Here is a 26,399-nt window from a genome sequence, read left to right on the forward strand (position 1 = left end):
TTAGGCCGGTTTTTGCTCGCGGCGAAGGTCTGAAGTCTGGTGCGCGGCCGTCTGCCCCGCTATGGGGCGCGGATGACCCAAGCCCTGCCCGCCTTCGCCCAAAACACCCGCTTCGACGTCTGCGCCCTTGGCAACGCCATCGTTGACGTCCTGGCGCCGTGCGAACCGGCCTTCCTGGAGGCCAAGGGCCTGGTCCCCGGCTCGATGCAACTGGTCGACGAGGAACAGAGCGCGACCCTGTATGACGCCATGGCGGCGGGGGTCGAGGCGTCCGGCGGTTCGGCGGGCAACACCGTCGCGGGCGTCGGCTCGTTCGGCGGGCGCGCCGCCTATATCGGCAAGGTGGCTAAGGACACGCTGGGCGAGGTCTTCAGCCACGATATCCGCGCCGTCGGCGTCCACTTCGATACCCCCGCGCTGGAAGACGGCGCCGGAAACGGCTTCGGCACGGGCCGTTGCCTGATCAACGTCACGCCGGACGGCCAGCGCACCATGTGCACCTTCCTGGGCGCCGCCAACCAACTGACCACGGCGGACGTGGACGCGAGCGTGATCGGCGACAGCGCCATCGTCTATCTGGAAGGCTATCTGTTCGACCCGGCCCCGGCCCGCGCCGCCTTCGAGGCCGCCGCCGCCGCCGCCCATGCGGCGGGCCGCAAGGTCGCCATCACCCTGTCCGACAGCTTCGTCGTGCATCGCTGGCGCGCCGAGCTGCTGGAGTTCATCGAGACCTCGGCCGACATCGTCCTGGCCAATGAGGCCGAGCTGCACGCCCTGTTCGAGACCGAGAACTTCGACCATGCCGCCGCCCACCTGGGCCGCATCGTCGAGGTGGCGGCCGTGACGCGCGGGGCCGCCGGTTCGGTACTGTTCCGTGGCGACGAACGGGTCGAGGTCGAAGCCTATCCGGTCGAGAAGGTCGTCGACACCACCGGCGCCGGCGATCAGTACGCCGCGGGCGTGCTGCTGGGCCTGTCGCGCGGCCTGTCTCTGGCGCAGGCCGGGGCGCTGGGCTCGCTGGCGGCGTCGGAGGTCATCGGCCACTGGGGGCCGCGTCCGATGGTCGGGCTGAAGGATCTGGCCGCCCGGCACGGCCTGAGCCTTTAAGGCAGCGACAAAGGGCAGGATGCCGCGCCCGCTTGCCGTGGGGCGCGGGGCCGCGTAATCGGCTGCCCATGTTCGGCCTCGCCAATCCCGACCGTTTCATGCGCTTCACCGGCCCGCTGGTCCCGGTGCTGTGGGTCTGCGCGCTTGGCCTGCTGCTGCTCGGGACCTGGTTCAGCTTCACCGCGCCCGCCGATTATCAGCAGGGCGACACCGTCCGCATCATGTTCATCCACGTCCCGGCGGCCAGTCTGGGCCTGATGGCCTACGGGGCGCTGGGCGTGTCCAGCTTCTTCGCCCTGGTGTTCCGCCATCCGCTGGCCGATGCGGCGGCGCGGGCGGCCGCCGTGCCGGGCGCGGCCTTCACGGCTCTGGCCCTCGTCACCGGCTCCCTGTGGGGCCAGCCGATGTGGGGGACGTGGTGGGTGTGGGACGCGCGCCTGACCAGCGTGCTGGTGCTGTTCCTCTTCTACCTCGGCTACATGGCCCTGCGCGCCTCGATCGACGACGAGGCCAAGGCGGCGCGCGCGGCGGCGGTCCTGGGCCTGGTGGGCCTGATCAACCTGCCGATCGTGAAGTTCTCGGTCGACTGGTGGAACACCCTGCACCAGCCCGCGTCGCTGCTGCGCTCGGGCGGGACCAGCGTGGACCCGGTCTTCCTGCCTGCCCTGCTGACGATGATGGCGGCCTACGCCGTGCTGTTCGGCGCGATCTGGCTGACGTCCATCAGGACGGAGGTCCGGCGCCGTCGTGTTCTGACCCTTCGCGCCCGCGCGGCGCTGGAAGCCTGAGGAGTTCGCCATGCCTGATCTGGACATGAGCCCCTATGGCGCCTTCGTCTGGCCCGCCTGGGGCATCAGCGCCGTGGTGCTGGCCGCCCTGTCGGCTCGCGCCCTGATCGCCGCCCGTCGCTGGAAGCGCGAGCTGGACCGGCTGGAGGCCGAGCGCAAATGAAGCGCTGGCTGGCCCTGCTGCCCATCGTCGTTCTGGTCGCGCTGGGCGTCTTCCTGATGACGCAGATGGACCGAATGGCGGGCGACCCCGCCGCAGGACCGACCTATCGTCCCGACGCCCTCGTCGGTCAGCCGATCCCCGAGGCGACGGTTCTGCCAATCCTGTTGGAGGGCAAGGCGAGCGATGACCTTCTGGATCTGAAGACGGCGGGCGTGGGCAAGCCGATGATCGTCAACGTCTTCGCCAGCTGGTGCGCGCCGTGCCGTCTGGAGCATCCGCAGCTGATGAAGCTGAAGGCGCAGGGGATCGCCGTGGTCGGCGTGGCCTATAAGGACGATCCCGTCGCCACCGACGCCTTCCTGCAGGAACTGGGCGATCCCTATCGTCTGGTGCTGGTTGATCGCGAGGGCCGGGCCGGGCTGGATATGGGCGTGTCGGGCGTGCCGGAAAGCTTCGCCGTGGACGCCTTCGGAACCATCGTCGCCAAGTCCTCGGGGCCGGTGCTGACGGACGCTGACCTGAAGAAACTGACCGACGCCCTGAACGCGCCCACGCGTTGAGCGGATCACCCGAAACAGGGTGAATCGAGCGTTAACCATATTTAGACGAAGGGCGGGCATCCTCGTCCCATGTCCGCGATTTCGTCCGAGCGGCCGGCCTTTCCGCCTCAGGCGGGCGGCGCGGCCCATGCCCTGAGAACGGCCCAGTCGGCCTTCTTCCGTCAGGCCATGGGGCTGGCGGCGCCGGTTGCCGCTGAGACAGAGACGGCGCGTCCCGTGGCGACTGTTTCTGCGCCGGTCGAACAGGCGGCGCCGAGCGCGCGCCTGCAGCGCCCCGGCTCCCTGCTCGACATTCGGGTTTAGGCAGCCTCAATATCCGCTTATCCCGGCGGACGCCGGGGTCCAGGGCTTTGGCCGCAAATATCCGCTTTTCTGCCGTAGAGCGCGTGGCTCTTACTGGGTCCCGCCTCCGCGGGGATGAGCGGGATAGGAAGACCTCAGCCTTCAGCCGCATCCTTGAGCGGGACCACGACGGCGTCAGCGGCGTCATCAGCCTGCGGTTGATCTGCGATTACCTCGCCCTTTTTCTTCTTCTTGCCGCGACCATCGCTCTTGCCGTCGCCCTTGCGCGCGGCCTTTTCCGCCTTCTTGGCTTCCTTGGCGGCTTTCTTCGCGGCCTTGATCTCGGCGCGAGCCTGTTCGGGAACGGCGTCGGCGGCGTCGGACAGACTGCACAGCAGGTCCAGGAAGCTGTCGCGTTTGGATTTGGGCAACAGGGCCATGATCCGCTTATCGGCGACCTCGACGCGCGGGCGAGCGGCCAGCAGGGCGGCCTCGCCCTCGGGCGACAGGCGCACCGCCTTGGCGCGGGCGTCCAGCGTCGAACGCTCGCGCTCCAGCAGGCCCTTGGTCGTCATGCGCGCCACCAGGTCGGCCAGGGTCGAGCGGTCGATGCCGGTGGCCTTGACCAGATCCGTCTGCGTCAGGCCCGAACGGGCGGCCACGGCCTCCAGCACGGCGAACTGGCGCTGGGTCAGGCCGTCCGGCCCGGCTTCCTCGGCGTAGATGTCCAACGCCAGCTGCAGCGCCCGGTGCATCAGGTGGCTGGGGGATTCCGCCAGCCCGCCCTTGATCTTCGCCTGCTTGCCCGACTTGATCATCGTCTTCATTCCCGAACAGCCTGATACCGGCCGTGGCCGGATGATGCTGCAACAGCTAACAGCCGCCCTTAACGCTTTAACGACGCAAACGCTGACGGTTTGAAGACATTTAAGTGGGCCTACCGCGCGTTCGCGCTACTTGAGGCCGTTGTTGGCGGGCCCGTCGGGCTTCGCCCTACTTGAGGCCCGGACATGGATGAGGGAGTCCCTCTATGCCTCCGTCATCTTCAGGCTTGACCCGAGGATGACGGTGAGAGGCGGGGCGGCCGTCAGAGCCCCGTGTCGGGCGAGATAGGGCCGGGCTCTTCGTCCTTGATCATGTTCTTCATGATCAGCGGCACCTGCGACAGGCCGAACACCGAGGCGGCGATCCACAGCACGCCGCGGAAAGCGGTCCAGACGCCGTTCGGATCGGGCGTGCCAAGGTTCAGGGCCGACCAGATGGCGGTGACGGCGGTCGGGCTGCGGAACACCTCATTGGCGATGGCGACGGCCAGGAAGTAGAGGCCGTAACGGAAGGTCAGCTTGCGCCAGGCTTCATCCGTCACCTTGAGGGCCGAGCCCAGCAGGGCCTTGAACGGCGACTTCTTCAACGGGATGGAACCCAGCAGGACAGCCGCCAGCAGGCCGTTCTGCACCGTCAGTTTCAGCTTCACGAACAGGTCGTCGTCGGTGACGATGGTCAGCACGCCGAACACCAGGGCGAAGCCGCCGGTGATCAGGGGCATGGGCGCCAGGCGGCGCTCCAGGATGAAGCCGACGGCCAGTGCGATCATCGAGGCGATGACCAGCACCCAGGTCGCCTTGATCATGTCGCGGGTGATGAAATAGGCGGCCATGAAGGCGACCAGGGCGCCGAAGTCGACGGCCTGACGGATCCATTGCGGACGTTTGCTCTGGGTCGTTTCACTCATGGATCAGTCCTCAAGCCCGACCAGGGATCGGGAAAACGCGCGGGCGTCGAAAGGTTGCAGATCCTCGACCCCTTCGCCGACGCCGATCAGCTTGATCGGGGCGTCCGAGGCCTGGGCCACCGGCACCAGGACGCCGCCGCGCGCGGTGCCGTCCAGCTTGGTCATCACCACGCCCGAGACATAGGCGGTGCGGCCGAAGATCTTTTCCTGCTCCAGCGCATTGCGGCCGACGGTGGCGTCCAGCACCAGCAGGGTCTCGTGCGGGGCGTCGGGGTCGACCTTCTTCAGCACGCGCACGATCTTTAGCAGTTCGTCCATCAGGGTGGACTTGTTCTGCAGCCGCCCGGCCGTGTCGATCAGCACGACGTCGAAGCCTTCTTCCTTCGCCTTGGTGAAGGCGTCGAAGGCCAGCCCTGCGGCGTCGGCGCCGTCGCGGCGGCTCTCGAAATGAGCGCCGGCGCGGTCGGCCCAGACCTTGAGTTGCTCACGGGCGGCGGCGCGGAAGGTGTCGCCGGCGACGATCATCACCTTGGCGCCCTTGGCTGTCAGGTCCGAGGCGATCTTGCCCAGCGTCGTGGTTTTGCCCGAGCCGTTGACGCCGACAAACAGGACCACATAGGGCTTGGGCCCGCTGAGAGGATCGAACGTCGCCTGGCGCGGCGTCAGTTCGGCGGCCACGGCCTCGGCCAGCGCCTCCTTGACCTCGCGCTCGTCGGAGGTCTTGCCGAAACGCAGGGCCCGGAAGCGCTCGACGATGCGGGCCGAGGCGGCGGGGCCGAGGTCGCTCTCGATCAGATGCTCCTCCAGCCGCTCCAGCGCCTCCTCCGAGAGGGGCTCCTTCGCGAAGGTCGAGACGACCTGATCGGTCATCTGCTTGGAGGATCGGGACAGACCCGCGCTCAGCCGCTGAAACCAGCCTTTTTTGGGCGTATCGCTCATGCGCAGAGCCTTAGCCGAGAGCGGTTCTCAGGTCACTATAAACCGCAGTCCTTGGGCTTCACCGCGCAACCCTATATTGATCGCGCAGGCTGTAGGGTCTGTGCCTGTGGCTCTCACTGGGTCCCGGCGTCCGCCGGGATGAGCGGAAAGATTGATGGCGAAGTCCGAGACGCATCCCTTCCACGCCCCGAGCAGCCACGGCTTCGTGCGCGTCGCCGCGGCGACGCCTGTGGTTCATATCGCCGACCCGGCCGCCAACGCTGAAGAACACGAACGGCTGATCCGTCAGGCGGGGGCGCAGAGCGTGGACCTGCTGATCTTCCCCGAACTGTCGCTGAGCGCCTACGCCATCGACGACCTGCACATGCAGGCGGCCCTGCTGGAAGAGGTCGAGCGCCAGATCGCCCGTCTGGCCGGGGTCGCGGACGAAGCGGGCGTCATCGCCGTCATCGGCGCGCCGATCCGCAACGGGGACGCCCTGTTCAACTGCGCCGTGGTGCTGGGCGGGGGCGAGGTGCTGGGCGTGGTTCCCAAGACCTATCTGCCCAACTATCGCGAATATTATGAGAAGCGCTGGTTCGCGCCCGCCGCCAGCCGCAGCGAGGACGCTGTCCTGTTGAACGGTACGAGCGTCGACTTCGCGCCGGGCTTGATCTTCGAGGCGAACAATCGGCCGGGTTTCGTCTTCGCGGTCGAGATCTGCGAGGACTTCTGGGCGCCGCAACCGCCCTCGACGCGGGCGGCGCTGGCGGGCGCGCGCATCCTGTGCAACCTGTCGGCCTCCAACATCGTCATCGGCAAGGCGGACGAGCGCGCCCTGCTGTGCGCCAGCCAGTCGGCGCGCACCCTGTCGGCCTATGTCTTCGCCGCCTCGGGCTGGGGCGAGAGCACCACCGACCTGGCCTGGGACGGTCAGGCGACGATCCACGAGTTGGGCGCGCGGCTGGCCGAGGGCGAGCGGTTCGCGCTGGAAAGCCATCTGACCGTCGCCGACGTGGATGTGGAGCGCATCGGTCTGGACCGCCTGCGCAACGGCACCTTCGCCGACTGCGCCCGGATCGAGGGCGAGGCCGCGACGGTGGTTCCGTTCGAGGCGGTGGAGGGGGCGAGCGGCGCTCTGATCCGTCCGCTGGACCGCTTCCCCTTCGTTCCAGACGATGCGGCGCGTCTGGATCAGGACTGTTTCGAAGCCTTCAACATTCAGGTCCAGGGCCTGATGCGGCGGATGACGGCGACAGGGTCGAAGACGCTGGTGATCGGCGTCTCGGGGGGGCTGGATTCGACGCAGGCCCTGCTGGTCGCCTGTCGCGCCTTCGACCGGCTGGAGCTGCCGCGCACCGGCATCCTGGCCTTCACCATGCCGGGGTTCGCCACTTCGGACGGCACCAAGTCGAACGCATGGGCGCTGATGAAGGCGCTGGGCGTGACGGGGGCTGAGATCGACATCCGTCCCGCCGCCGAACAGATGTTGCGCGACATCGGCCACCCCTTCGCCGATGGCCAACCGGTCCACGACATCACCTTCGAGAATGTGCAGGCGGGTCTTCGGACCGACTATCTGTTCCGTCTGGCCAATCAGAACAACGGCTTCGTTCTGGGGACCGGCGACCTGTCGGAACTGGCGCTGGGGTGGTGCACCTATGGCGTCGGCGACCACATGAGCCACTACAACGTCAACGGCGGAGTGGCGAAGACTCTGATCCAGCACCTGATCCGCTGGGTGGCCGAGCGCGGCCTGGTGGGCGAGGCGGCGGTTCCGACCCTGCACGCCATTCTGGCCACGGAGATTTCGCCGGAGCTGGTTCCTGCGGGCGCCGACGGGGCGATCCAGTCGACGCAGTCCATTGTCGGCCCCTATGCGCTGAACGACTTCTTCCTGTTCTACATCAGCCGTTTCGGCCTGAAGCCGTCGAAGGTCGCCTATCTGGCGCATCAGGCCTGGGGCGACGCCGCGCGCGGAGACTGGCCGCAGGGCCTGCCGGAGGCGGAGCGGGTCGCCTACGACCTGGCGACCATCAAGGGGTGGTTGAGGAAGTTCCTGATCCGCTTCTTCCAGACCAGCCAGTTCAAGCGCTCGGCCGTGCCGAACGGGCCGAAGGTGGTCACGGGCGGGTCGCTGTCGCCGCGCGGAGACTGGCGCGCGCCGTCGGATTCCTCGGCGCGGGTGTGGCTGGACGAATTGGACGCCAATACCCCTGAAGGTTGAAAGCGCCGTTTCGGGGTTTACCCGCCTGCATGACGCGGGTTAGCGTTTCGACCTCCCCGCCCTCTGTGAGACTGACATAGCCCGGTCGTGCGGGAGAGCCCGGACCTGTCCGGGTCAGCCTTGGGGCTGAGCGTTCGGGACTGAAGAAGGATACGCCATGCGTTTTGCAACGGCCGCCGCCCCGACCGCCATTCTGGCCGCTCTATTTCTGACCGCCGCGCCCGCTCTGGCGCAGGACGCCGCTGAACCGGCGCCCGCCGCCGCGCCCGCCCCGACCGGCGAACCCACCGACGCCGAACTGGCTCAGTTCGCCGCCGCCATGAAGACGGTCCAGAGCGTGGCCGCGTCCGTCCAGAACGGAACGCCCACCGAGGAGCAGCAGGCCCAGATGGCCGGCGCCGTGCAGAACTCGGGCCTGGCCGTCGAGCGCTTCAACGCCATTTCCGCCGCCGTTTCCGGCGATCCCGTCCTGCAGGCGCGCGCCGCCGTGGCCGGCGCCGCCCCGTCCGCGCCGGGCTCGGTCGGCGCGGGCGTCACCGATGCGGAAGCCGGTCAGTTCGCCGTCGCAATGGCCGAGATTTCCGGCATCGCCCGCGCCCTGAACGGCGCCCAGCCGAATGAGGAGCAGCAGGCCCAGATGGCCGCCGCCATCCAGAACTCGGGCCTCGATATCGAGCGTTTCAACGCCATTTCCGCCGCCACGGCCCAGGACGAGCACCTTCAGGCGCGCATCGCCCTTGCCCAGGCGCGTCAGGGCGAATAGGCCCATGGGGACGGGCCGTCGCGGATGCGGCGGCCCTCTCTCTATTTCAGGCAGGACCGATCATGAGCGACGACGTCACCAAGGACACCAACGGCAACATCCTGTCGGACGGCGACAGCGTGACCCTGATCAAGGACCTGAAGGTCAAGGGCTCGGGCGGGGTGACGCTGAAGCGCGGCACGATGGTCAAGAACATCCGCCTGACCGGCGATCCCGAAGAAATCGAAGCCAACGTCGAAAAGGTGCGCGGCCTGGTCCTGCGCACGGAGTTCGTCAAGAAGGCGTAATTTAAGGGGCCTATCGCGCTTCGCGCTACTTGAGGCCGCGGGCGCCGTCATCCTCGGGCTTGACCCTAGGATCGGCCTGACCGTCCGGGCGACCGACGATGCGTTGAGCGCGCCGTTTCCTTTGATCCACGGGTCAAGCCCGAGGATGACAGCGGATAGAGAGGTCTCAGCTCACGCCCGCCAGAAACTCGAAGATGGCCGCGCGCGCCTCGGGCTCGTCCAGCATGGGGGCGTGGCCGACGCCGGGAACCTCGGAATAGGCCATGGCGGGCGCCGCCTTCCTCATCTTGTCGGCGATGGCGGGGCTGAGCAGGTCGGACGTTCCGCCGCGCACCAGCAGGGTCGGCTTCTTGCGCGCCAGGGCCCGGAATGCGGGCCACAGATTGGGGACCAGGGCCTTGGACCCCGCCGCCTTGATCGGCGCCGAGATGTCGGGATCGTAGTCCAGCACCGGCGACCCTTCCGTCCCTTCGCGGAAGATGCGGCGGGCGAAGGCGGCCCAATCGGCCTCCGTATAGTCGGGGAAGGCCGTCTCATTGATGCGCCGGGCGTAAGCCGTGGCGTCGTCCCAGCTCTCGATCACGACCGGCTGGCCGGTATAGGCGGCGATGCGGGCCAGACCCTCCACCGCGACCTCGGGACCGACGTCGTTCAGGATGGCGGCGGCGATGGCCTTGGGCTTGATGGCTGTCAGCGCCAGGGTGATCAGCCCGCCCATGGAGGTGCCGAGGAAGACCGCCTTCTCGATCCCTGACTGCTCCATCAGCGCGACCACGTCCTTGGCATAGACGTCGGGCGTATAGGTCATGGGATCGGGCGCCCGGTCCGACTGGCCGCGCCCGCGCACGTCGACGGCCAGCACGCGGCGACCGCCGTGGGCGATCAATCCGGCGATTACCCCGAAATCGGCGCTGTTGCGCGTCAGGCCGTGGATGGCGATGACCGGCAGGCGCGCCGGCCCCTCGGCCGGGGCGTAGTCGCGGGCGTAGAGGTTGAGGCCGTCCGGCGAGATCCAGCGCCGCTCGACAAAGCGGTCGGCCAACGGGGTGGTCATCGGCATGGGGCGTCTCCCAACAGTCAGTCTACTGCGGACGACGTTAATTCATCGGATGCAGAATAGCGATCAGTCGGGCAGCAGATCGCGCATGAATTGATCCAGGTCGCCCTCGGTGAAGCGGTGACCCGCCACGCCTGCACGCCGCGCGGCCTCCATGTCCGACGGCTGGTCGCCGATCATCAGCGAGCGGGACAGGTCCAGATCATGTTCGGCCGCGGCCCTCAACAACATGCCGGGGTTGGGCTTGCGGTCGGGATGGTCCGGGTGGCGATAGCGCTCATCCGCCGCCTCGGCGTGGAAGGGACAGGCGTAGACGGCGTCGATGCGCCCCCCGCCTTCGGACAGCCGCTGGACCAGCTGGCGGTTGAACTCATGCATGGTCTCTTCGCTGAACAGGCCGCGCGCCACGCCCGACTGGTTGGTGACGATGACGGTGACATAGCCCGCTTCGTTCAGCCGCTTCACCGCCTCGGCGGCGCCGGGGATCAGCACCAGCTGGTCAGGTCGATGCGGATAGCCGCTGTCGATGATCAGCACGCCGTCGCGATCCAGAAAAGCGGCGGGTCGGCTCATGATGGCTCCGTCAGCAGGGCCGAAAAGGCCGTCATCAGATGATAGAAGGTCGAGGCGGGCACGGACTCGTCCTGCGCGCGCCCCTCGGCGTCGAAGGCGTCGAACCAGAGGCCTGGAATATCGGTGGCCAGATGGGTCGCAAACAGGCGATCCAGTAGTCGGACCGCCCTGTCCTGATCGCCACGCAGATGCAGGGCCCGCAGCAGTTCGGTCTGGGCCCACAGACGCACGCCGCCGTCGCGGACCTGTCCGATCCGGCTGATCTCGCGCACGGCCAGACCATCGGCGCGAACCCCGCAGGTCAGGGCGCTGGTATAAAGCGCGCGCGCCGCTGCGCTGTGATCCGGCAGGCCGAGGCGCGTCGCCCGGTCCAGCAGCCAGACCCATTCCATGTGGTGGCCGGGCTCGATGCACTGGCCTTCGCCGCCCGGACGCACGCTCCAGTCGCGCCCATAGAACTCGCCCAGCATCAGGTGTTCGCGGTCGAAGAAGCGTCGGTTGAACAGGTCCAGCACCGACCGGGCCGCCGTCTCGAACGCAGGATCAGGCGCCGTCGCCTGCCAGGCCAGCAGGGCCTCCAGCATGTGCATGTGCGGGTTCTGGCGGCGCGGCAGGACGGGCGGCAGGGCCTCCTGCCAGCCGCCGTGTTCACGGTCGGCCATCTGGGCCTCGATGGCGGCCAGGGTCTCCAGCGCCAGAGGCCGCGCCCGCCCGTCCTTCAGCACCCGATGCGCCCCGGCCAGGGCGAACAGCACGAAGGCCAGGTCATACAGGTCCGGCGTGGCGTCGATGACGGCGCCTGCGTCGTCGGTGGCGCGCACCCACAGGCCATCGTCGCGGCGGGCGCCGTCGATCAGGGCGTCCAGTCCCGCGCGGGCGATCGCCCCGCCTTCGGTCCAGCCCAGCGCCGACGCCTCGGTGAAGACATGGATCTGGCGCGCCTGAACCCGTGTGCGACGCGTAACGCCCGTGATGGCCCGCCCGTCGAAATCCAGCTTCTCAAAGAAACGTCCGTCGGCGTCGACCCCGGCCTGCGCCCACAGCGGCAGGGCCTGACCGAACAGCCAGTCGCGAACCTGGTCCTTGGCGGCGGGATCGAAGCGCATGACCCCGGCTTAGGCGGCGCCCATGGCTTTGCCAAGCCGCCCTTTCGTTGCATCGCGCAACGCGAAGTGACCCCGGGGGGTTTGTTCAGCACCCCGCCGCTTTGGTAGGACGCAGACTGACACAGACGACCCGCCTTCGCGTCCGCGCCCCGGAAGACGATCTCCCGCCGCGCCGGCCCCATCGAGAGAGCGATATCGCAATGACCATCCCCTTCATTGACCTTCAGGCCCAGCGCCTTCGCCTCGGCGGCAAGATCGAGGCCGCCGTTCAGGAGGCCGTCGTCGGCGGCGCTTGGGTCATGGGCCCGCAGGTGCGCCAGTTCGAGGCCGACCTGGCTGCCTTCGGCGAGGCGAAACATGCCTTGGGCTGCGCCAACGGCACCGACGCCCTGGCCCTGCCGCTGATGGCCTGGGAGATCGGGCGCGGCGACGCCGTTTTTGTGCCCAGCTTCACCTTCGCCGCCACCGCTGAGGTCGTGCCGTGGTTCGACGCCGAGCCGGTCTTCGTCGACGTGGACGCTGACACCTACAACATGGACCCGGCGGCTCTGGAGCGCGCCATTGAAGGCATCAAGGCTGAGGGGCGCCTGACCCCGCGCGTGGTCATCGCCGTCGACCTGTTCGGCCAGCCCGCCGACTATCCGGCCATCAAGGCGATCTGCGACAAATATGAGCTGAAGCTGATCTCGGATTCGGCGCAAGGCTTCGGCTGCACCATCGACGGCGAGCATCCGCTCAAATGGGCCGATGTGACCACCACCAGCTTCTTCCCGGCCAAGCCCCTGGGCTGCTACGGCGACGGCGGGGCGGTGCTGACCAATGACGACGAACTGGCCCAGCTGATGGATTCCATCCGCATTCACGGCAAGGCGGTCGGCGTCGATCTGAAGGACCGGACCTTCGACCACGACCCCAAATATCTGAACATGCGCATCGGCCTGAACAGCCGTCTGGACACCATTCAGGCCGCCGTTCTGATTGAGAAGCTGAAGGTCTTCGCGCAGGAGATCGAGTGGCGCAACGCCGCCGCCGCCTACTACAATGAGGGCCTGCGTCCCCACTTCGCCAAGGTTCCGGACGTCCCGGCGGGCAACGTCTCCAACTGGGCGCAATATACGGTCGAGCATTCGGACCGCGACGCTCTGGCCGCCCATCTGAAGGAAGAGGGCGTGCCGACGGCGGTCTATTATCCGATCCCGCTGCACCTGCAGCCCGCCTATGAACATTACCCGCGCGGCGCGGGCGGCCTGCCCGTCACCGAACGGCTGAAGGATGTGGTCATCAGCCTGCCGATGCACTCTGATCTGGATGCGGACACCCAGGACCGCATCATCGCCGCCGTCGCCAGCTTCAAGGCCTGATCCGCATGACCCTCCACCAGACCCCCCTCAAGATCGGCGTCGCCGGCGCCGGCGTCATGGGCCGCAACCACGCCCGCGTTCTGGCCGAGCTGCGCGACGTCGAGCTGACGACGGTGTTCGATCCCGACGCAGTGACGGCCGAGGGCGTGGCCGCCGCCTATGGGGCGACCGCCGTGACGACCGCCGAGGCCTTCGTCGCCGCCGGTCTGGACGCCGCCGTCATCGCCACGCCGAACCGCTATCACGCCGAACTGGGCGTGGCCCTGCTGAACGCTGGGGTCCATGTGCTGGTCGAAAAGCCGATCGCGGCCACGGTGGCTGACGCTCAGGCCATGATCGATGCGGCCAAGGCGAATGACCGCGTGCTGATGGTCGGCCATGTCGAGCGCTTTAACCCGGCAGTCGAGACGGTCAAGCGCGCCATCGACGGCGACGAGATCATCTCCATCCAGATCACCCGCGTCGGCCCCTTCCCGCCGCGCATGGGCGAGGTCGGAGTGGTCATCGATCTGGCGGTGCACGACATCGACATCATCCGCCATCTGACGGGGTCGGAGATGACCGAGGTCCAGTCCCTGCTGGGCCACACCCACGCCTCACGCGAGGATTCGGCCCTGCTGCAGTTCCGCATGGACAATGGGGTGATCGCCCACATCACCACCAACTGGGTCACGCCCTACAAGACCCGCGTGCTGCAGGTGGCGACCAAGAGCCGCTTTATCGTCGCCGATCTGATCACCCGTCAGGTGACCGAATTCTTCGGCCAGCAGCCGGACGGCTCCTATTCGACGCGGATGCTGAACGCCTGGCCCGCCGAGCCGCTCAAGAAGGAGCACGAGGCCTTCATCCACGCCATCCGCAACGGCGAGACGGCGGCCGTCAGCGGCGAAGATGGTCTGCGCAATCTGGAAGTGGCGCTGAGGTGTCTGGGGGAGTGAACGCCCCTACATTTCCGCTCACCCCCGCGGACGCCGGGGCCCAGTGAGAGCTGCAAGCGCGGCGCTTGAGGCCAAAGGACTGGATCCCGGCGTCCGCCGGGATGAGCGGGACGTTTAAGCCTTCACCACCTGCATCGTCAGCCACTCGGCGATCAGGGCGGGCTTGTCGCCGCCTTCGATCTCGACGGTCAGTTCGTGCTTCAGCAGCCACCGGCCGCTGCCCTTGTCCTCGGCCGACAGCAGTTTGAAGCGGCCGCGCACGCGCGATCCCGACGGCGCCGGGGCGAGGAAGCGCAGGCGGTCGAAACCGTAGTTCACCCCCATGACCAGATCATCCAGCGGGGCGACCGCATCCATGCTCATGGCCGAGGCGAGGCTGAGGGTCAGGAAGCCGTGCGCAATCGTCCCGCCGAAGGGCGTCGCCTTGGCGCGCTCGGGGTCGACGTGGATGAACTGCTCGTCCTCTGTCAGGCCGGCGAAGGCGTCGATGCGCGCCTGATCCAGCGCGAACCAGCGGCTGACGCCGACTTCCTGATCGATCAGAGATTGAAGTTCGCTGACCTTGGTCATGGATGACGCTCCCCTTACAGACGAGCGTCAGCTTAGCCGCTAGCCCCTCGCTCGCGCCAGAGAGGTTTAGCCCTCGAATCGGCCCTCGATGATGGTGCTGAACAGGCCGGGGTCGATATTGCCGCCGGACAGGACGATGCCGGTGATCAGGTCTTTGGCCTCGACCTTGCCCGACAGCAGCGCCGCCAGAGACACAGCGCCGCCCGGCTCGATGACCAGCTTCAGCCAGCGGAAGGCGAAGCGCATGGCCTCGGCGACCTCGGCGTCGGTCACGGTTGCGGCGCCCGCCAGGCGTTGATTGATCGGCCAGGTCAGCTCGCCCGGCATGGGCGCCATCAGGGCGTCGCAGATAGAGGGCGCGCCTTCGGGATGGCCGACGCGGATTCCGGCCGCCAGCGAGCGGCGGGTGTCGTCGAAAGCGTCGGGCTCGACCACGATGACGCGGGTGTCGGGGCTCTGTTCAGCCATGACCAGATTGATCCCGGCGACCAGCCCGCCGCCCGAAGCGCCGCACAGAATCTGATCCATCGGCACGCCTGCCTGCTCCAGCATCTCCAGCCCGACCGTGCCCTGCCCCTCGATGATGAAGGGATCGTCGAATGGCGGGACCAGCACGGAGCCCCGCTCGGTCGCGATCTCGGCGCCGATGGCCTCGCGGCTCTCGGTCCAGCGGTCGTAGAAGCGCACCTCGCCGCCGAAGGCGCGCACGCCCTCGACCTTCACCGCCGGGCTGTCGGACGGCATGACGATCAGGGCGGGCGTTCCGACGGCTTGGGCGGCGGCCGCGACCCCCTGCGCGTGGTTGCCCGAAGAATAGGCGACCACGCCGCGCGTCTTCTCTTCGTCCGTCAGGCGGCTGATGCGGTTATAGGCGCCGCGGAACTTGAAGGCGCCCGCGATCTGAAACGTCTCGGCCTTCATCAGGACGCGGCCGCCGACAGCCTCGTTCAGGGCCGGATGCTCGATCAACGGCGTGCGGACGGCGGCGGGGGCGATCTGGCGGGCGGCGTCGACGACGCCTTCGATGCTGGGCGTATGCATGGATTTCCTCTTACGGAGAGACGCAGCCTCTGCATAACTGCCAGAATGCACACAAATATGATCCTCGCCATCGACCAGGGCACGACCTCGACGCGAGCGATTGCGTTTGAAGTCTCGCCCGAAGGGGCGTTCAGCGCTGTCGCCGTCAGCCAGATTGAGCTGGCGCAGCATTTCCCGCACTCGGGCTGGGTCGAGCATGACGCGGCCGAAATCTGGCGGGCGACTTTGCAGACCTGTCGCGAAGTCGTCAGAAAGGCGGGCGGCGTCGGCCGTTTCGCCGCCATCGGCATCACCAACCAGCGCGAGACCTCGGTGATCTGGGACGCGGCGTCCGGCGAGCCCCTGCATCGCGCCATCGTCTGGCAGGACCGGCGTACGGCCGAGGCGACGGGCAGGCTTGCGGCTGAGGGGCATGAAGCGAAGGTGCAGGCGGCGACGGGCCTGATCCTCGACCCCTATTTCTCGGCGTCGAAATACGCCTGGCTGCTGGACGCCGTGCCCGGCGCGCGCGAGCGGGCGGAGCGGGGCGAGGTCAAGCTGGGCACCATCGACGCCTGGCTGATCTGGAAGCTGACCGGCGGAAACAGCCACGTCACCGACGCCACCAACGCCAGCCGCACCAGCCTGATGGACCTGACGACCCGCGCGTGGCGGCCGGACCTGTGCGAGCTTTTCGGCGTGCCGATGGAGGCCCTGCCGGAAATCCGCGACTGCGACGCCCTGCTGGGGAAGGCGGACCCGTCGCTGTTAGGGCGCGCCCTGCCCATTCATGGTTCGGCGGGGGACCAGCACGCGGCCCTGGTCGGGCATGGCGCGCTGACGGCGGGAGACGCCAAGATCACATACGGGACAGGCGCCTTTCTGGTCGCCAATGTCGGCGATGCGCCGGTCGCCTCGACCTCGCGCCTGCTGGGGACGCTGGGCTATGCGGCTGGCGGCGAAGCGGCCTATGCGCTGGAGGGGTCCATCTTCTCGGCCGGGTCAGCGATCCAGTGGCTGCGCGACGGGCTGAAGGTGCTGTCGGATTCGCGCCAGTCCGAGGCTGTGGCCCAGTCGCTGACGGATAACGGCGGGGTCTATCTGGTCCCCGGCTTCACTGGTCTGGGCGCGCCGTGGTGGGAGCCGGAGGCGCGTGGCACGGTCGTCGGTCTGACGCGCGATAGCGGCCCGGCGCATATGGTCCGCGCGGCGCTGGAGAGTCTGGCCTACCAGACCCGCGACCTGCTGGACGCCTTGAAGAAGGACGGCGCGCCGCAGCTGAAACGGCTCAAGGTCGATGGCGGGGTCACCGCCAACGCCTTCGCCATGCAGTTCGTCGCCGATATCTGCGAGGTCGAGGTCGAGCGCCCGGCCTTCCAGGAAATGACGGCTATGGGAGCGGCGCGCCTGGCGGCCTATGGCGTGGGCCTGACGTCCGCGCTGTGGACCGCGCCTGCTGAGTCGCCCGCTGTCTGGACGCCGGACATGGACGAGACTGAGAGGGCGCGGCTGCGGAAGGGATGGCGCGGCGCGGTGCGGGCGGCCGTGGCGGCGGCGCGCGCTGAGGATACGGACCCGGCCACAATCTACAACAGTTATTATTGCAGATTGATTTGTGAAACAGGCGTGGAAGGCCTACCTATCGGTCTGGAGCATGAACACTGATGTCTGACAGCCAACGTTTTCCCGTCGCCGCCCACGCCCTGGCCTATCTGGCCCACAAGGGCGCCTATGCGGCGACCGAGGCCGAGCCGAGCGCCGTCCTGGCCGCCTCGGTGCCGACCAATCCGGTGGTGATCCGTCGGGTGACCGCCCTGCTGGCCAAGGCGGGACTGATCGCGACGCGTCCGGGCGCCTCGGGCGGGTCGTGGCTGCTGCGGCGCCCTGAGACCATCTGTCTGGACGAGGTGTTGCGGGCGGTGAACGGTTGCGCTCATCTGGGCTCTCCGCCTGCGGGGGCCAAGGGCTGCCCGATCGGCGAACATATTCCGCGTCAGGTCGCCAAGGCCCTGACGGCGGCGGACCAGGCGGCGGGCGCGGCCCTGTCGAAGATCACCATCGCCGACCTGCTGGAAGAAGACCCTGAGGTGCTGCGCGCCTTCGCCCCGCATCCGTCCTGTCCCAACGCCGACGCAGCCTGACGAGCCGTCCGTGGGGGAGGGGCGCCGCACCATTCTGATCACCGGCGCCTCGGCGGGCATAGGGGCGGCGCTGGCCCGAGTCTGCGCCGGGCGTGGCTACGACCTGATCCTGACCGCCCGTCGCGAAGGGCCGCTGCAGAGCCTGGCCGAGGAACTGAGCGCTGCGTACGGCGTCGCGGTCGCCGTCATTCCCGCTGATCTGGCTGACCCTGACGCGCCCGTCCGTCTGGTCGAGGCGATCACCGTGCGGGGCCTGGCCGTCGACGGCCTGATCAACAACGCAGGCTTCAGCCGCACCACAGGCTTTCTGACCACGGACCCGGCCGACCACGCCGCCATGGTCCGCGTTATGCTGAGCGCGCCGGTCGAGCTGTCGCGTCTGCTGCTGCCGGGCATGGTCGCGCGCGGATGGGGCCGGGTGCTGAACGTCGCCTCCCTGGCCGGACAGATGCCCGCGACCGGCGGCGACACCCTTTACGGTCCGATCAAAAGCTTTCTGATCAAGGCGTCGCAGGGGTTGTGGCTGGAGATGCGGGGGACCGGCGTGCATGTCACCGCCCTGTGCCCCGGCTACACCTATACGGAGTTCCACGACGTCAACAGCTCGCGCGAGCAGGTCTCGGCCGCCTATCCCCGTTGGATGTGGATGGACGCCGATCGCGTCGCGCGCATCGGCTGGGGCGCGGTCGAGGCGAATCGTCCGCGCGTGACGCCGGGCGTGATGAACAATGTGCTGGCGGCGCTGGGCGGAATTCTGCCCGACACGATGGCGCTGAAGATGGTCGGCGGCCACGCCAGGCGTCTGGACCGGCTTTAGCGATTACTGGCCGCCCGCCGGATAGGGGGCGGTGACTCCGGCGCTGAACATGCCCGGCAGAGCCTCGCCCAGACCCATCAGGATGAACTGGATCGCCAGGGCGCACAGGATCAGGCCCAGCACCCGCACGACGATGGCCATGCCCACGTCGCCGAGGATGCGGCTGATCGGCCCAGTGGCCGAGAAGCACAGGAAGGTGACGACGCAGGCGGCGATCATGGCGACCAGGGAGGCCAAGGTCCCGGTGAGGCCCAGCTTGGCCGCCTCTCCGGCGTTGATGATCACGGCCGAGATGGCGCCCGGCCCGATCATCAGGGGAATGGCGAAGGGCACGATCAGCCGCTTGAAGCGGCGCTTGGCGTAGCCGCGCACATCCTGGGCGTCCGTTACGGCGTCGGCGTCGGCGAAGATCTTCAGGAAGTCCTCGCGCGCCATATCCAGACCCAGCAGCAGCAGCAGGATGCCGCCCGCGATGCGGAAGGCGGCCAGCGAAATGCCGAAGAACTGCAGCAGGCCCAGGCCGGTGAAGAAGAAGAAGCCGAGGAAGACCACGGCGAACAGGCAGATCATGGCCGAGACGCTGATCCGCTGACGCAGGGAAGCGCCCGCCGTGGCCGCCGCGAAGATCGGCACATTGCCGATGGGGTCCAGCAGGGCGAACAGCGCCACGAACAGGTTGACCCCCAGATCGACCGCGTTCATTGCTGCACCTTGCCCTGAAAACCCGCCGCGCGACCGCGACTCCTCGCCCCACCTATCGGGGCATCCGCGCGCGCCTGCAAGCCGCCGAGAGCTGGAAATGTCCGCAGACCGACCCAATCGTCCCTTCGATCCGCGCGTGATCTGCGCCCTGGACGTGCCGACGACGGATGAGGCGCGGGCTCTGGTCGAGCGGATCGGCGATGCGGTCGGCTTCTACAAGGTTGGGCTTCAGCTGTTCGCTTCGGACGGCATGGCGCTGGCGCGCGAGCTGAAGGCGTCGGGTGCCCAGGTGTTTCTGGACTGGAAGCTGCACGACATCGGCGCGACGGTGGAGAAGGCGGCGGCGGTGCTGGCGAACGCGGGCTGCGACCTGCTGACCGTCCACGCCCGGCCCCAGGTGATGGCGGCGGCGGCGCGCGGGGCGGCGGGCTCGGACCTGAAGATCCTGGGCGTAACCGTCCTGACCAGCCTGACCGACGATGATCTGAGGGCGGATGATCACAGTTTGTCGACCGCCGAACTGGTGGAGCTGCGGGTGCGTCAGGCGCTGGAGGCGGGCGTCCACGGCGTCGTCTCCAGCCCGCATGAGGCGGGGCGGGCGCGGCAGATTGCGGCTGAAGCAGGCAGGGGGGACTTCCTGATCGTCACGCCGGGCGTGCGGCCTGCCGGGGCGGCGATGGACGATCAGGCGCGCGCGGCGACCCCGGCCAGCGCGCTGGAGGCGGGCGCCACCCATCTGGTCATCGGCCGTCCGATCACGGCGGCGTCCGACCCCCGCGCAGCGGCTCAGGCGATCACTCAGGAGATCGCATTGGTCGCAGGCGTTTGATCGCCTGAAGAGATTGATCGCTAAAGGGATCGTGCTTCACGTGAAACAGAAAGGGCGGCGTCCGCAGACGCCGCCCTTGTCGTATCAGCCGCGTTCGCCGCGTTCCTGGCGGTAAGGCCGCTCGGTCGGCGACGGCGGAGGCGGCGGGGCCGGCGGCACGGCGTAGTAGCCCTGATCGAAGTTCACGACCGGCGGGGCCGTCTCGACGCGTGGCGGTTCGACATAGACGTCGGGCCGGGCCACTTCGACATGGGCCGGGGCGACGCGCACGTCGGCGGCGGCCACATGCACCGGCGGCGGGGCCACGTGGACGCGGGCCGGTTCGACGTAGACCGGGGCCGGCTGCACATAGATCGGCGGCGACTCCACATAGACGGGCGGCTGGGAGACGTAGACTGGCGGCTGGCTGACGTAGATCGGCTCGGAGCGGTAATGCACGGGTTGAGGCGGCGGGCCGCAGCGGCCGCAGTCCTGGCTGTAACCGCCCTGATAATAGCCCTGTTGTTGATAGCCGCCGCTGTACTGACTGCCGCTGTATTGGCCGCCGTAGCCGCCATAGCCGTAGCGCGCCCACGGATAGCGGCCGTAGCCGTCGACCGGATAGCCGAAGGGCATGGAGCGGGTGACGCCGGAATAGCCGTAGCCGCCCTGCTGGATCGGCGGTTGCGACGGAGCGACCACGACGGGCGGCCGCACCCCGGCGCCGCCGTAGCCGTATCCATAGCCGTAGCTCTCGACGGGGCCGTAACCGCCCTGCCAGCCGGTGTCGCTGTACCAGGTCTGGGCGCGGCTCTGGACCACAGGACCGCGGGCGTAGCCTGCGGCGGCGTTATAGCGGGCGCCGGCCTGGTGGGCCTCGGCCGCTCCGGCGATGAGGATCGCCGCGCCGGCGGCGGCGTAGAATAGAGCCTTCATGGCTGCGCTCCTTGTTTCGGCCGCAAAGGTTAATGCGCATTTCGCCGGAGCGTTCATTATTCTCCCAGCAAGGGAACCGATGCGGGATGAGCGCCGCCGCGCGGCGAGCGGCAGCGCCTTAAAAATCTACCGCCAGGCCTTTCTTCTCCCAGTCGCCGAAGCGGGTCGGCTCAGGCCCTTTGCGGCCGCCGACTTCATTGGGCAGGGCGGCGGCGTCTTCGGCGGCGCGGCGTTCAGCCGCCTCCAGCAGGGCGCGGCGTGCGGCCTCGCTCAGCGGGCGCTCCGGCGTGGCGTGGGGCACGTCGGCGTTGAAGACGGCCTCGGGGGAGGTTTCGATCGGGGGGGTGGGCTGTTCGGTCACAGGTCGCCTGCCTTGAGAGCGGGGATGCTGGGCCTCAAATAGACGTTCCGGCCGAACACGCCACCCCTGACGCTCGAAACCTTCGTCCGAAGCCTCTCGCATGAACCATCTGAAGACATTCGCCCTGCTGGCCGTGATGACCGCCCTGTTCATGGGGATCGGCTATCTGATCGGCGGCGCCAGCGGCATGGCCATCGCCTTGGCCGTGGCGGCGGGCATGAATGTCTTCAGCTATTGGAACGCGGACAAGATCGTCCTGAAGATGTATCGCGCCCAGCCGGTGGACGAGACACATCCCAACGCCGTGGTGCGCGCCTATGTCGCCGATGTGAAGCAGATGGCGCAGGATGCGGGCCTTCCCCTGCCCAACATCACCATCATCCCGAACGACCAGCCCAACGCCTTCGCCACGGGGCGCAACCCTCAGAACGCGGCGGTGGCGGCGACGACGGGGCTGCTGGACATGCTGACCCGCGAAGAGATCCGCGGCGTGATGGCGCACGAACTGGCCCATGTGAAGAACCGCGACACCCTGACCATGACGGTCACGGCGACGGTGGCGGGCGCCATCGCCATGCTGGCCAATTTCGCCCTGTTTTTCGGCGGCAACGACCGTGAAAGGCCGGGCGGCATGATCGGGACCATCGCCCTGATGCTGCTGGCGCCGATGGCGGCGGGTCTGGTGCAGATGGCCATCAGCCGCGCACGCGAATACGAAGCGGACCGCGTCGGGGCAGAGATCGCCAACGATCCGCAGGCGCTGGCCTCGGCCCTGCAGAAGATCGAGGCCTATGCGCGGGGCGCGGTCAACGCGCCTGCCGAGCGCAATCCGGCGACGGCCCATATGTTCATCATCAATCCGCTGAACGGGAAGGGGGCGGACAATCTGTTCTCGACCCACCCGGCCACCGGCAACCGCGTGCGCGCCCTGATGGAGCTTGGCGCGAAGATGGGCATGGGCGGGCGTCCGACGGCGGCCTTCGTCGCGACTGCGCCTTCCGCATCGCCGGTTCGGGGAACCAGCGTGCCGACAACCGACGATGCGCCGCCGCGCGGGCCGTGGGGCTGACTTTCCGCAAGGATGGGGCTTTGCGTGTGCGGGCTTAAGCCGCTAGAGCGAAATCGGTTCAGTTGGACGAGTGTCCAACTGAACGCAGATATTCGCTCAAAGCATGATTTTGGACCATTGATCTCGGTTCAGTCGATTTCGACTGAACCGAAAATGGTCTAGAGCGCGCGCCATGACCGACGAGACCGATCCCAAGCCGTCCGACGCCGACCGCCCCGAATGGGCCAAGGCGCATGGCCCGTTGCGCTCCTTCGGGCGCATCAAGTCGCGGCCGATCAAGGCGAAGCAGGCGGCCCTGTTCGACACCCTGATGCCGCGCATCGCCGTGCCGGACCCGGCCAAGGGGCCGATCGACCCGCTGGCCCTGATGCCGGGTGCAAGCGCCGCCTGGCTGGAGATCGGCTTCGGCGGCGGCGAGCATCTGGCGGCCCAGGCGGCGCGTCATCCCGAGGCGGTGATGATCGGCTGCGAGCCCTTCCTGAACGGCGTGGCCTCGGCCCTGCGCCACATCGAGGAAGGCGGGCTTCAGAATGTCCGCCTGCATGCCGACGACGCCCGCGCGGTGATGGCGGCCCTGCCCGACGCCTCTCTGGATCGGGTGATGATCCTCTTCCCCGACCCCTGGCACAAGGCGCGCCACAACAAGCGTCGCTTCCTGCAGGACGAAACGGCGGTCGAGATCGCCCGCCTGCTCAAGCCGGGCGGCAGGGTGCGCTTCGTCACCGACTGGCTGGACTACGCCGACTGGGCGCTGGAGCGGCTGGCGCGCACGCCGGGCCTGACGCGCATCGAGACGGGCGCCGACTGGTTCGCCGCGCCTGAAGACCACGTCGTCACCCGCTATGAGGAAAAGAAGCTGGGCGACACTGATCCGATTTTCCTGGAGTTCGTGAAGCGGACCTGACGGCGGGTCTTCGCCCAATAAGACGGCGGGGGGCTGACACGGCCCCCGCTTTGGCCTATATGACCGTTCACATCGTTAGACCGACGTCCAACGGCGTCGTTTCAAGCGGCGGCCCGGATGGTCCGTCGCTTTTGTTTTCTGGAGTATCCGCTTGCGGGCCAAGACCGCCGAAGACCGCGCTCTGCTGGAGCTGATCGACCCTGTGGCCGAGAGCCTGGGGCTGGCGGTCGTGCGCGTGCGCCTGATGGGCGGGACGCTGCGCCGTCGTCTGCAGATCATGGCCGAGCGCCAGGCCGACCACGACATCTCGGTCGAGGAATGCGCCCGTCTGTCGCGCGCCGTGTCCGAGGTGCTGGACGCCGCCGACCCGATCGCCGGCGAATATCTGCTGGAAGTTTCGTCGCCCGGTATCGACCGGCCGCTGACGCGCCTGATCGACTTTGACCTGTTCGAGGGGCTGGAAGCTCGTCTCGAAACCGACCGCATGGTCGAGGGGCGCAAGCGCTTCAAGGGCGTTGTCGCCGGGACCGAGGGCGAGAATGTCGCCATCGACCTGGACGGCGAGGACGAGACCGCCCTGATCCCCTTCGCCTGGCTGGCCGACGCCAAGCTGGTGCTGACCGACGAACTGCTGAAGCGCGGCGCCGCCCTGCGCGCGGCGCGCGGCGAACCTGAAGACGATGGCCTGCCTGAGGGCGCGCCGGACGCCGACAACTCCGACTCCACTCAAGACTCCACCAAGGACGACGCCTGATGGCCGTGACCGGAATCTCCGCCAACCGCCTGGAACTGCTCTCCATCGCCGACGCCGTCGCGCGCGAGAAGAGCATCGACCGGGAAATCGTCATCGACGCGATCGAGGAGGCGATCCAAAAGGGCGCCAAGTCGCGTTATGGCGCGCACCACGACATCCGCGCCAAGATCGACCACAAGACCGGCGAGCTGACCCTGACGCGTCACGTCACCATCGTCGCCGACGACTGGCAGCCGGAAGACGAGCTGGAAGAGTTCAACGACAGCGCCATGGTGCGTCTGCGCGACGCCCTGAAGCGCGACGCCGAGGCCGAGGTCGGCAAGGAATACGTCGAGGTCCTGCCGCCGTTCGAGTTCGGCCGCGTCCAGACGCAGATGGCCCGCCAGGTCGTGACTGGAAAGGTCCGCGAGGCTGAGCGCGCAAACCAGTACGAAGAGTTCAAGGATCGCGTCGGCGAGATCGTCAACGGCACGGTCAAGCGTGTCGAATACGGCAACACCATCGTCGACCTGGGCCGTGGCGAAGGCATCATGCGCCGCGACCAGTCGATCCCGCGCGAAGTGTTCAACATCGGCGACCGTGTGCGCACCTATATCTACGACGTGCGCCCGGAGGCCAAGGGCCCGCAGGTCATGCTGTCGCGCGCCCATCCGGGCTTCATGGCCAAGCTGTTCGCCCAGGAAGTGCCCGAAGTCTATGACGGCGTGATCGAGATCCGCGCCGCCGCCCGCGACGCCGGTTCGCGCGCCAAGATGGCCGTGCTGTCGAACGACAGCTCCATCGATCCGGTCGGCGCCTGCGTCGGCATGCGCGGGTCGCGCGTGCAGGCGGTGGTCGCCGAACTGCAGGGCGAGAAGATCGACATCATTCCGTGGGTCGACGACGAGCCGACCTTCATCGTCAACGCCCTGGCCCCGGCCGAAGTGGCCAAGGTGGTGCTGGACGAAGAAGCCGACCGCGTCGAAGTCGTGGTGCCGGACGAACAACTGTCGCTGGCCATCGGTCGCCGCGGCCAGAACGTCCGCCTCGCCTCGCAGCTGACCGGCTGGCAGATCGACATCATCACCGAGTCTCAGGACTCCGAGCGTCGCCAGAAGGAATTCAGCGAGCGCACCGCTCTGTTCCAGGAAGCCCTGGATGTGGACGAGACGATCGCCCAACTGCTGGTCACCGAAGGCTTCGCCACGGTCGAGGACCTGGCCTTCGTCGAACCCTATGAAATCTCGGAGATCGAGGGCTTCGACGAAGACACCGCCGAAGAACTGCAGACTCGCGCCCGCGAGCACCTGGATCGTCTGGCGGCCGAGCTGGACGCCAAGCGCGTGGCTCTGGGCGTCGAAGACGGCGTGCTTGAGGTTCCGGGCGTGACCGCCGCCATCGCTGTCGCCCTGGGCGAAGGCGGGGTGAAGACGGTCGAGGATCTGGCCGACCTGGCCACCGACGAAATCCGCGGCGGCTACGAAGTGCGCGGCGGCGAGCGGGTCAAGGTCGCCGGCGTGCTGGAAAGCTTCAACCTGAGCCAGGAAGACGCCGAAATGCTGATCCTGCAGGCGCGCGTGGCCGCCGGCTGGATCGACGCTTCGGAACTGCCCCAGCCTGAGTACGTCGAAGAAGAGACGTTTGAGGGCGAGTTCGATGGTGACTTCGACGGCGAGGGCGAAGACGCCCCGGCCGCCGATGCGAGCGACGACAGCGAGGCGCAGGCCGCCCCCGCTGACGACCTCGACGACCAGTCCCGCGACATGTGATGGGAGCCGTAGCCGTCCATGAGGTCGTCCGAGACGTTGATCGATAGGGATCGTCAGGACCTGGCGTCACGCCAGGCCCTCGATGAATCTCGCCTGATCCGTTTCGTGGCCGGCCCGGACGGCGCGGTGGTCCCCGATCTGGGGCGCAAGCTGCCGGGCCGGGGCCTGTGGGTCGCCGCCGACCGCGTCTCTCTGGAGGCGGCGATCAAGAAGAACATGTTCGCGCGCGCCGCCAAGGCGCCGCTGAAACCCGCCGCCGACCTGCCTGATCTGGTCGAAAGTCTGCTGGTTCGCCGCTGTCTGGACCAACTGGGGCTTGCCCGGCGCGAAGGCGTGCTTATCTCTGGCTTCGAGAAATGCGCTGCGGCGATCCGCAGCGGCCGCGCCGCATGGCTGATCGAAGCCGCCGACGGTTCGGCCGATGGGCGCGGTAAGCTTCTGGCCCTCTCCAGACACGCCTCGCCCGCCCCCGAAATCTGCGGGGCTTTCAGCGCGGACGATTTGAGTTTGGCCCTTGGGCTGGAAAATGCGATACACGCCGTCCTGCTGCAAGGCGGGCGGGCTGATCGCTGGACCCTGGAGGTTCAGCGGCTGGCGGGATTTCGACCTCTCTGTCCCCAGAGCTGGAACCGGGCGGGGCCCGAACACGGCGCAGAGGACGACCGGGGCGACGCCCCGGATGGAGAGCCTTAGGGTTTAAGCGGCTG

The 26,399-nt window shown here is 68.0% G+C and carries 30 protein-coding genes; 19 read left to right on the forward strand and 11 right to left on the reverse strand.

Annotated features, from left to right (window positions below; all coding sequences use genetic code 11):
• Positions 1 to 72: 72 nt before the first annotated feature.
• The 5 genes from D1604_RS10350 to D1604_RS10370 all read left to right on the forward strand — a co-directional run bounded on the left by D1604_RS10350 (position 73) and on the right by D1604_RS10370 (position 2,921).
• The gene (locus D1604_RS10350; protein WP_119413306.1) at positions 73 to 1,107 is read left to right on the forward strand and encodes an adenosine kinase; all 1,035 of its coding nucleotides are present in this window, start codon (positions 73 to 75) and stop codon (positions 1,105 to 1,107) included.
• Positions 1,108 to 1,175: 68 nt separating this feature from the next.
• Positions 1,176 to 1,895 (forward strand): heme ABC transporter permease CcmC, encoded by a 720-nt coding sequence (gene ccmC / locus D1604_RS10355; RefSeq protein WP_119413213.1) that lies wholly within the window; start codon positions 1,176 to 1,178, stop codon positions 1,893 to 1,895.
• 10 nt (positions 1,896 to 1,905) lie between these two features.
• Positions 1,906 to 2,058 carry a heme exporter protein CcmD gene (gene ccmD / locus D1604_RS10360; protein WP_119413214.1) on the forward strand — a complete coding sequence of 51 codons (153 nt, stop codon included), beginning with the start codon at positions 1,906 to 1,908 and terminating at the stop codon, positions 2,056 to 2,058.
• Positions 2,055 to 2,618, forward strand: coding sequence for a DsbE family thiol:disulfide interchange protein (locus tag D1604_RS10365; RefSeq protein WP_119413215.1), 564 nt, complete (start codon positions 2,055 to 2,057; stop codon positions 2,616 to 2,618). The genes ccmD and D1604_RS10365 overlap by 4 nt, the downstream gene beginning before the upstream one ends.
• A gap of 69 nt (positions 2,619 to 2,687) precedes the next feature.
• The gene (locus tag D1604_RS10370) at positions 2,688 to 2,921 is read left to right on the forward strand and encodes a hypothetical protein (RefSeq protein WP_119413216.1); all 234 of its coding nucleotides are present in this window, start codon (positions 2,688 to 2,690) and stop codon (positions 2,919 to 2,921) included.
• A gap of 134 nt (positions 2,922 to 3,055) precedes the next feature.
• Here D1604_RS10370 and D1604_RS10375 read toward each other — a convergent pair whose 3' ends face one another.
• The 3 genes from D1604_RS10375 to ftsY all read right to left on the reverse strand — a co-directional run bounded on the left by D1604_RS10375 (position 3,056) and on the right by ftsY (position 5,571).
• Positions 3,056 to 3,718 (reverse strand): MarR family winged helix-turn-helix transcriptional regulator, encoded by a 663-nt coding sequence (locus tag D1604_RS10375; RefSeq protein ID WP_024354312.1) that lies wholly within the window; start codon positions 3,716 to 3,718, stop codon positions 3,056 to 3,058.
• Positions 3,719 to 3,987: 269 nt separating this feature from the next.
• Positions 3,988 to 4,632, reverse strand: a complete 645-nt coding sequence (locus tag D1604_RS10380; protein ID WP_024354311.1) for an inner membrane-spanning protein YciB — start codon at positions 4,630 to 4,632, stop codon at positions 3,988 to 3,990.
• A 3-nt stretch (positions 4,633 to 4,635) separates the two neighbouring features.
• On the reverse strand, positions 4,636 to 5,571 hold the full coding sequence (gene ftsY, locus D1604_RS10385) for a signal recognition particle-docking protein FtsY (protein WP_119413217.1): 936 nt from the start codon (positions 5,569 to 5,571) through the stop codon (positions 4,636 to 4,638).
• A 154-nt stretch (positions 5,572 to 5,725) separates the two neighbouring features.
• Here ftsY and D1604_RS10390 point away from each other — a divergent pair, with 154 nt between their 5' ends.
• The 3 genes from D1604_RS10390 to D1604_RS10400 all read left to right on the forward strand — a co-directional run bounded on the left by D1604_RS10390 (position 5,726) and on the right by D1604_RS10400 (position 8,827).
• Positions 5,726 to 7,777: an NAD(+) synthase gene (locus D1604_RS10390; RefSeq protein WP_119413218.1), complete on the forward strand. Its 2,052-nt coding sequence runs from the start codon at positions 5,726 to 5,728 to the stop codon at positions 7,775 to 7,777.
• A 157-nt stretch (positions 7,778 to 7,934) separates the two neighbouring features.
• Positions 7,935 to 8,540 (forward strand): DUF4168 domain-containing protein, encoded by a 606-nt coding sequence (locus D1604_RS10395; protein ID WP_119413219.1) that lies wholly within the window; start codon positions 7,935 to 7,937, stop codon positions 8,538 to 8,540.
• Positions 8,541 to 8,602: 62 nt separating this feature from the next.
• The gene (locus tag D1604_RS10400; RefSeq protein WP_024354307.1) at positions 8,603 to 8,827 is read left to right on the forward strand and encodes an alkylphosphonate utilization protein; all 225 of its coding nucleotides are present in this window, start codon (positions 8,603 to 8,605) and stop codon (positions 8,825 to 8,827) included.
• 166 nt (positions 8,828 to 8,993) lie between these two features.
• Here D1604_RS10400 and D1604_RS10405 read toward each other — a convergent pair whose 3' ends face one another.
• From D1604_RS10405 to D1604_RS10415, 3 genes are all read right to left on the reverse strand, one after another.
• Positions 8,994 to 9,887, reverse strand: a complete 894-nt coding sequence (locus D1604_RS10405) for an alpha/beta fold hydrolase (protein ID WP_119413220.1) — start codon at positions 9,885 to 9,887, stop codon at positions 8,994 to 8,996.
• 63 nt (positions 9,888 to 9,950) lie between these two features.
• Entirely contained in the window at positions 9,951 to 10,457 is a 507-nt protein-coding gene (locus tag D1604_RS10410) for a D-glycero-alpha-D-manno-heptose-1,7-bisphosphate 7-phosphatase (protein ID WP_119413221.1), read from the reverse strand.
• Complete coding sequence (locus D1604_RS10415) at positions 10,454 to 11,563, reverse strand: AGE family epimerase/isomerase (RefSeq protein ID WP_119413222.1); 1,110 nt, start codon at positions 11,561 to 11,563, stop codon at positions 10,454 to 10,456. Before D1604_RS10415 ends, D1604_RS10410 begins: the two co-directional genes overlap by 4 nt.
• Before the next feature lie 200 nt (positions 11,564 to 11,763).
• On the opposite strand from D1604_RS10415, the gene D1604_RS10420 reads away from it, so the two are divergent.
• Positions 11,764 to 12,924, forward strand: a complete 1,161-nt coding sequence (locus tag D1604_RS10420) for a DegT/DnrJ/EryC1/StrS family aminotransferase (RefSeq protein WP_119413223.1) — start codon at positions 11,764 to 11,766, stop codon at positions 12,922 to 12,924.
• A gap of 5 nt (positions 12,925 to 12,929) precedes the next feature.
• The gene (locus D1604_RS10425; protein WP_119413224.1) at positions 12,930 to 13,862 is read left to right on the forward strand and encodes a Gfo/Idh/MocA family protein; all 933 of its coding nucleotides are present in this window, start codon (positions 12,930 to 12,932) and stop codon (positions 13,860 to 13,862) included.
• Between the two features lie 114 nt (positions 13,863 to 13,976).
• Here the strand turns inward: D1604_RS10425 and D1604_RS10430 are convergent, their stop codons facing one another.
• Both D1604_RS10430 and D1604_RS10435 read right to left on the reverse strand, forming a co-directional pair.
• Positions 13,977 to 14,432 carry a MaoC family dehydratase gene (locus D1604_RS10430; RefSeq protein WP_119413225.1) on the reverse strand — a complete coding sequence of 152 codons (456 nt, stop codon included), beginning with the start codon at positions 14,430 to 14,432 and terminating at the stop codon, positions 13,977 to 13,979.
• A gap of 66 nt (positions 14,433 to 14,498) precedes the next feature.
• The gene (locus D1604_RS10435) at positions 14,499 to 15,473 is read right to left on the reverse strand and encodes a threonine ammonia-lyase (RefSeq protein ID WP_119413226.1); all 975 of its coding nucleotides are present in this window, start codon (positions 15,471 to 15,473) and stop codon (positions 14,499 to 14,501) included.
• Positions 15,474 to 15,530: 57 nt separating this feature from the next.
• On the opposite strand from D1604_RS10435, the gene glpK reads away from it, so the two are divergent.
• Genes glpK through D1604_RS10450 form a run of 3 tightly spaced genes read left to right on the forward strand, consistent with a single transcriptional unit; the run spans position 15,531 to position 18,410 of the window.
• On the forward strand, positions 15,531 to 17,117 hold the full coding sequence (glpK, locus tag D1604_RS10440; RefSeq protein WP_233552036.1) for a glycerol kinase GlpK: 1,587 nt from the start codon (positions 15,531 to 15,533) through the stop codon (positions 17,115 to 17,117).
• On the forward strand, positions 17,117 to 17,593 hold the full coding sequence (locus tag D1604_RS10445; RefSeq protein WP_024354298.1) for an Rrf2 family transcriptional regulator: 477 nt from the start codon (positions 17,117 to 17,119) through the stop codon (positions 17,591 to 17,593). The genes glpK and D1604_RS10445 overlap by 1 nt, the downstream gene beginning before the upstream one ends.
• Before the next feature lie 10 nt (positions 17,594 to 17,603).
• Complete coding sequence (locus D1604_RS10450) at positions 17,604 to 18,410, forward strand: SDR family NAD(P)-dependent oxidoreductase (protein ID WP_119413227.1); 807 nt, start codon at positions 17,604 to 17,606, stop codon at positions 18,408 to 18,410.
• Positions 18,411 to 18,413: 3 nt separating this feature from the next.
• Here D1604_RS10450 and D1604_RS10455 read toward each other — a convergent pair whose 3' ends face one another.
• Positions 18,414 to 19,112, reverse strand: coding sequence for a MarC family protein (locus D1604_RS10455; RefSeq protein ID WP_003167964.1), 699 nt, complete (start codon positions 19,110 to 19,112; stop codon positions 18,414 to 18,416).
• Positions 19,113 to 19,209: 97 nt separating this feature from the next.
• On the opposite strand from D1604_RS10455, the gene pyrF reads away from it, so the two are divergent.
• A complete protein-coding gene (pyrF, locus tag D1604_RS10460) occupies positions 19,210 to 19,941 on the forward strand; it encodes an orotidine-5'-phosphate decarboxylase (protein WP_119413228.1) in 732 nt (243 codons plus the stop codon).
• An 84-nt stretch (positions 19,942 to 20,025) separates the two neighbouring features.
• Here the strand turns inward: pyrF and D1604_RS10465 are convergent, their stop codons facing one another.
• Together D1604_RS10465 and D1604_RS10470 are read right to left on the reverse strand one after the other, a co-directional pair.
• Positions 20,026 to 20,856: a hypothetical protein gene (locus D1604_RS10465; protein WP_119413229.1), complete on the reverse strand. Its 831-nt coding sequence runs from the start codon at positions 20,854 to 20,856 to the stop codon at positions 20,026 to 20,028.
• A 118-nt stretch (positions 20,857 to 20,974) separates the two neighbouring features.
• Positions 20,975 to 21,217: a DUF1674 domain-containing protein gene (locus tag D1604_RS10470; protein ID WP_119413230.1), complete on the reverse strand. Its 243-nt coding sequence runs from the start codon at positions 21,215 to 21,217 to the stop codon at positions 20,975 to 20,977.
• A gap of 100 nt (positions 21,218 to 21,317) precedes the next feature.
• On the opposite strand from D1604_RS10470, the gene htpX reads away from it, so the two are divergent.
• The 5 genes from htpX (at position 21,318) to D1604_RS10495 (ending at position 26,385) form a co-directional block, all read left to right on the forward strand.
• Complete coding sequence (htpX, locus tag D1604_RS10475) at positions 21,318 to 22,286, forward strand: zinc metalloprotease HtpX (RefSeq protein WP_119413231.1); 969 nt, start codon at positions 21,318 to 21,320, stop codon at positions 22,284 to 22,286.
• Between the two features lie 172 nt (positions 22,287 to 22,458).
• Entirely contained in the window at positions 22,459 to 23,190 is a 732-nt protein-coding gene (gene trmB, locus D1604_RS10480) for a tRNA (guanosine(46)-N7)-methyltransferase TrmB (protein WP_119413232.1), read from the forward strand.
• Between the two features lie 151 nt (positions 23,191 to 23,341).
• The gene (gene rimP / locus D1604_RS10485) at positions 23,342 to 23,944 is read left to right on the forward strand and encodes a ribosome maturation factor RimP (protein WP_119413233.1); all 603 of its coding nucleotides are present in this window, start codon (positions 23,342 to 23,344) and stop codon (positions 23,942 to 23,944) included.
• Positions 23,944 to 25,692, forward strand: a complete 1,749-nt coding sequence (gene nusA / locus D1604_RS10490) for a transcription termination factor NusA (RefSeq protein ID WP_024354290.1) — start codon at positions 23,944 to 23,946, stop codon at positions 25,690 to 25,692. Before rimP ends, nusA begins: the two co-directional genes overlap by 1 nt.
• A gap of 18 nt (positions 25,693 to 25,710) precedes the next feature.
• Positions 25,711 to 26,385, forward strand: coding sequence for an RNA-binding protein (locus D1604_RS10495; RefSeq protein WP_119413234.1), 675 nt, complete (start codon positions 25,711 to 25,713; stop codon positions 26,383 to 26,385).
• Positions 26,386 to 26,399 lie beyond the last annotated feature (14 nt).

This window comes from Brevundimonas sp. LPMIX5 (assembly GCF_003576505.1).
GTDB lineage: Bacteria > Pseudomonadota > Alphaproteobacteria > Caulobacterales > Caulobacteraceae > Brevundimonas > Brevundimonas naejangsanensis.

Excerpts from the sequence above, each read along its gene's own strand:
- D1604_RS10350 (WP_119413306.1), top strand. The coding sequence starts at position 73 with ATGACCCAAGCCCTGCCCGCCTTCGCCCAAAACACCCGCTTCGACGTC.
- ccmC (WP_119413213.1), top strand. The coding sequence starts at position 1,176 with ATGTTCGGCCTCGCCAATCCCGACCGTTTCATGCGCTTCACCGGCCCG.
- ccmD (WP_119413214.1), top strand. The coding sequence starts at position 1,906 with ATGCCTGATCTGGACATGAGCCCCTATGGCGCCTTCGTCTGGCCCGCC.
- D1604_RS10365 (WP_119413215.1), top strand. The coding sequence starts at position 2,055 with ATGAAGCGCTGGCTGGCCCTGCTGCCCATCGTCGTTCTGGTCGCGCTG.
- D1604_RS10370 (WP_119413216.1), top strand. The coding sequence starts at position 2,688 with ATGTCCGCGATTTCGTCCGAGCGGCCGGCCTTTCCGCCTCAGGCGGGC.
- D1604_RS10375 (WP_024354312.1), bottom strand. The coding sequence starts at position 3,718 with ATGATCAAGTCGGGCAAGCAGGCGAAGATCAAGGGCGGGCTGGCGGAA.
- D1604_RS10380 (WP_024354311.1), bottom strand. The coding sequence starts at position 4,632 with ATGAGTGAAACGACCCAGAGCAAACGTCCGCAATGGATCCGTCAGGCC.
- ftsY (WP_119413217.1), bottom strand. The coding sequence starts at position 5,571 with ATGAGCGATACGCCCAAAAAAGGCTGGTTTCAGCGGCTGAGCGCGGGT.
- D1604_RS10390 (WP_119413218.1), top strand. The coding sequence starts at position 5,726 with ATGGCGAAGTCCGAGACGCATCCCTTCCACGCCCCGAGCAGCCACGGC.
- D1604_RS10395 (WP_119413219.1), top strand. The coding sequence starts at position 7,935 with ATGCGTTTTGCAACGGCCGCCGCCCCGACCGCCATTCTGGCCGCTCTA.
- D1604_RS10400 (WP_024354307.1), top strand. The coding sequence starts at position 8,603 with ATGAGCGACGACGTCACCAAGGACACCAACGGCAACATCCTGTCGGAC.
- D1604_RS10405 (WP_119413220.1), bottom strand. The coding sequence starts at position 9,887 with ATGCCGATGACCACCCCGTTGGCCGACCGCTTTGTCGAGCGGCGCTGG.
- D1604_RS10410 (WP_119413221.1), bottom strand. The coding sequence starts at position 10,457 with ATGAGCCGACCCGCCGCTTTTCTGGATCGCGACGGCGTGCTGATCATC.
- D1604_RS10415 (WP_119413222.1), bottom strand. The coding sequence starts at position 11,563 with ATGCGCTTCGATCCCGCCGCCAAGGACCAGGTTCGCGACTGGCTGTTC.
- D1604_RS10420 (WP_119413223.1), top strand. The coding sequence starts at position 11,764 with ATGACCATCCCCTTCATTGACCTTCAGGCCCAGCGCCTTCGCCTCGGC.
- D1604_RS10425 (WP_119413224.1), top strand. The coding sequence starts at position 12,930 with ATGACCCTCCACCAGACCCCCCTCAAGATCGGCGTCGCCGGCGCCGGC.
- D1604_RS10430 (WP_119413225.1), bottom strand. The coding sequence starts at position 14,432 with ATGACCAAGGTCAGCGAACTTCAATCTCTGATCGATCAGGAAGTCGGC.
- D1604_RS10435 (WP_119413226.1), bottom strand. The coding sequence starts at position 15,473 with ATGCATACGCCCAGCATCGAAGGCGTCGTCGACGCCGCCCGCCAGATC.
- glpK (WP_233552036.1), top strand. The coding sequence starts at position 15,531 with ATGATCCTCGCCATCGACCAGGGCACGACCTCGACGCGAGCGATTGCG.
- D1604_RS10445 (WP_024354298.1), top strand. The coding sequence starts at position 17,117 with ATGTCTGACAGCCAACGTTTTCCCGTCGCCGCCCACGCCCTGGCCTAT.
- D1604_RS10455 (WP_003167964.1), bottom strand. The coding sequence starts at position 19,112 with ATGAACGCGGTCGATCTGGGGGTCAACCTGTTCGTGGCGCTGTTCGCC.
- pyrF (WP_119413228.1), top strand. The coding sequence starts at position 19,210 with ATGTCCGCAGACCGACCCAATCGTCCCTTCGATCCGCGCGTGATCTGC.
- D1604_RS10465 (WP_119413229.1), bottom strand. The coding sequence starts at position 20,856 with ATGAAGGCTCTATTCTACGCCGCCGCCGGCGCGGCGATCCTCATCGCC.
- htpX (WP_119413231.1), top strand. The coding sequence starts at position 21,318 with ATGAACCATCTGAAGACATTCGCCCTGCTGGCCGTGATGACCGCCCTG.
- trmB (WP_119413232.1), top strand. The coding sequence starts at position 22,459 with ATGACCGACGAGACCGATCCCAAGCCGTCCGACGCCGACCGCCCCGAA.
- nusA (WP_024354290.1), top strand. The coding sequence starts at position 23,944 with ATGGCCGTGACCGGAATCTCCGCCAACCGCCTGGAACTGCTCTCCATC.
- D1604_RS10495 (WP_119413234.1), top strand. The coding sequence starts at position 25,711 with ATGAGGTCGTCCGAGACGTTGATCGATAGGGATCGTCAGGACCTGGCG.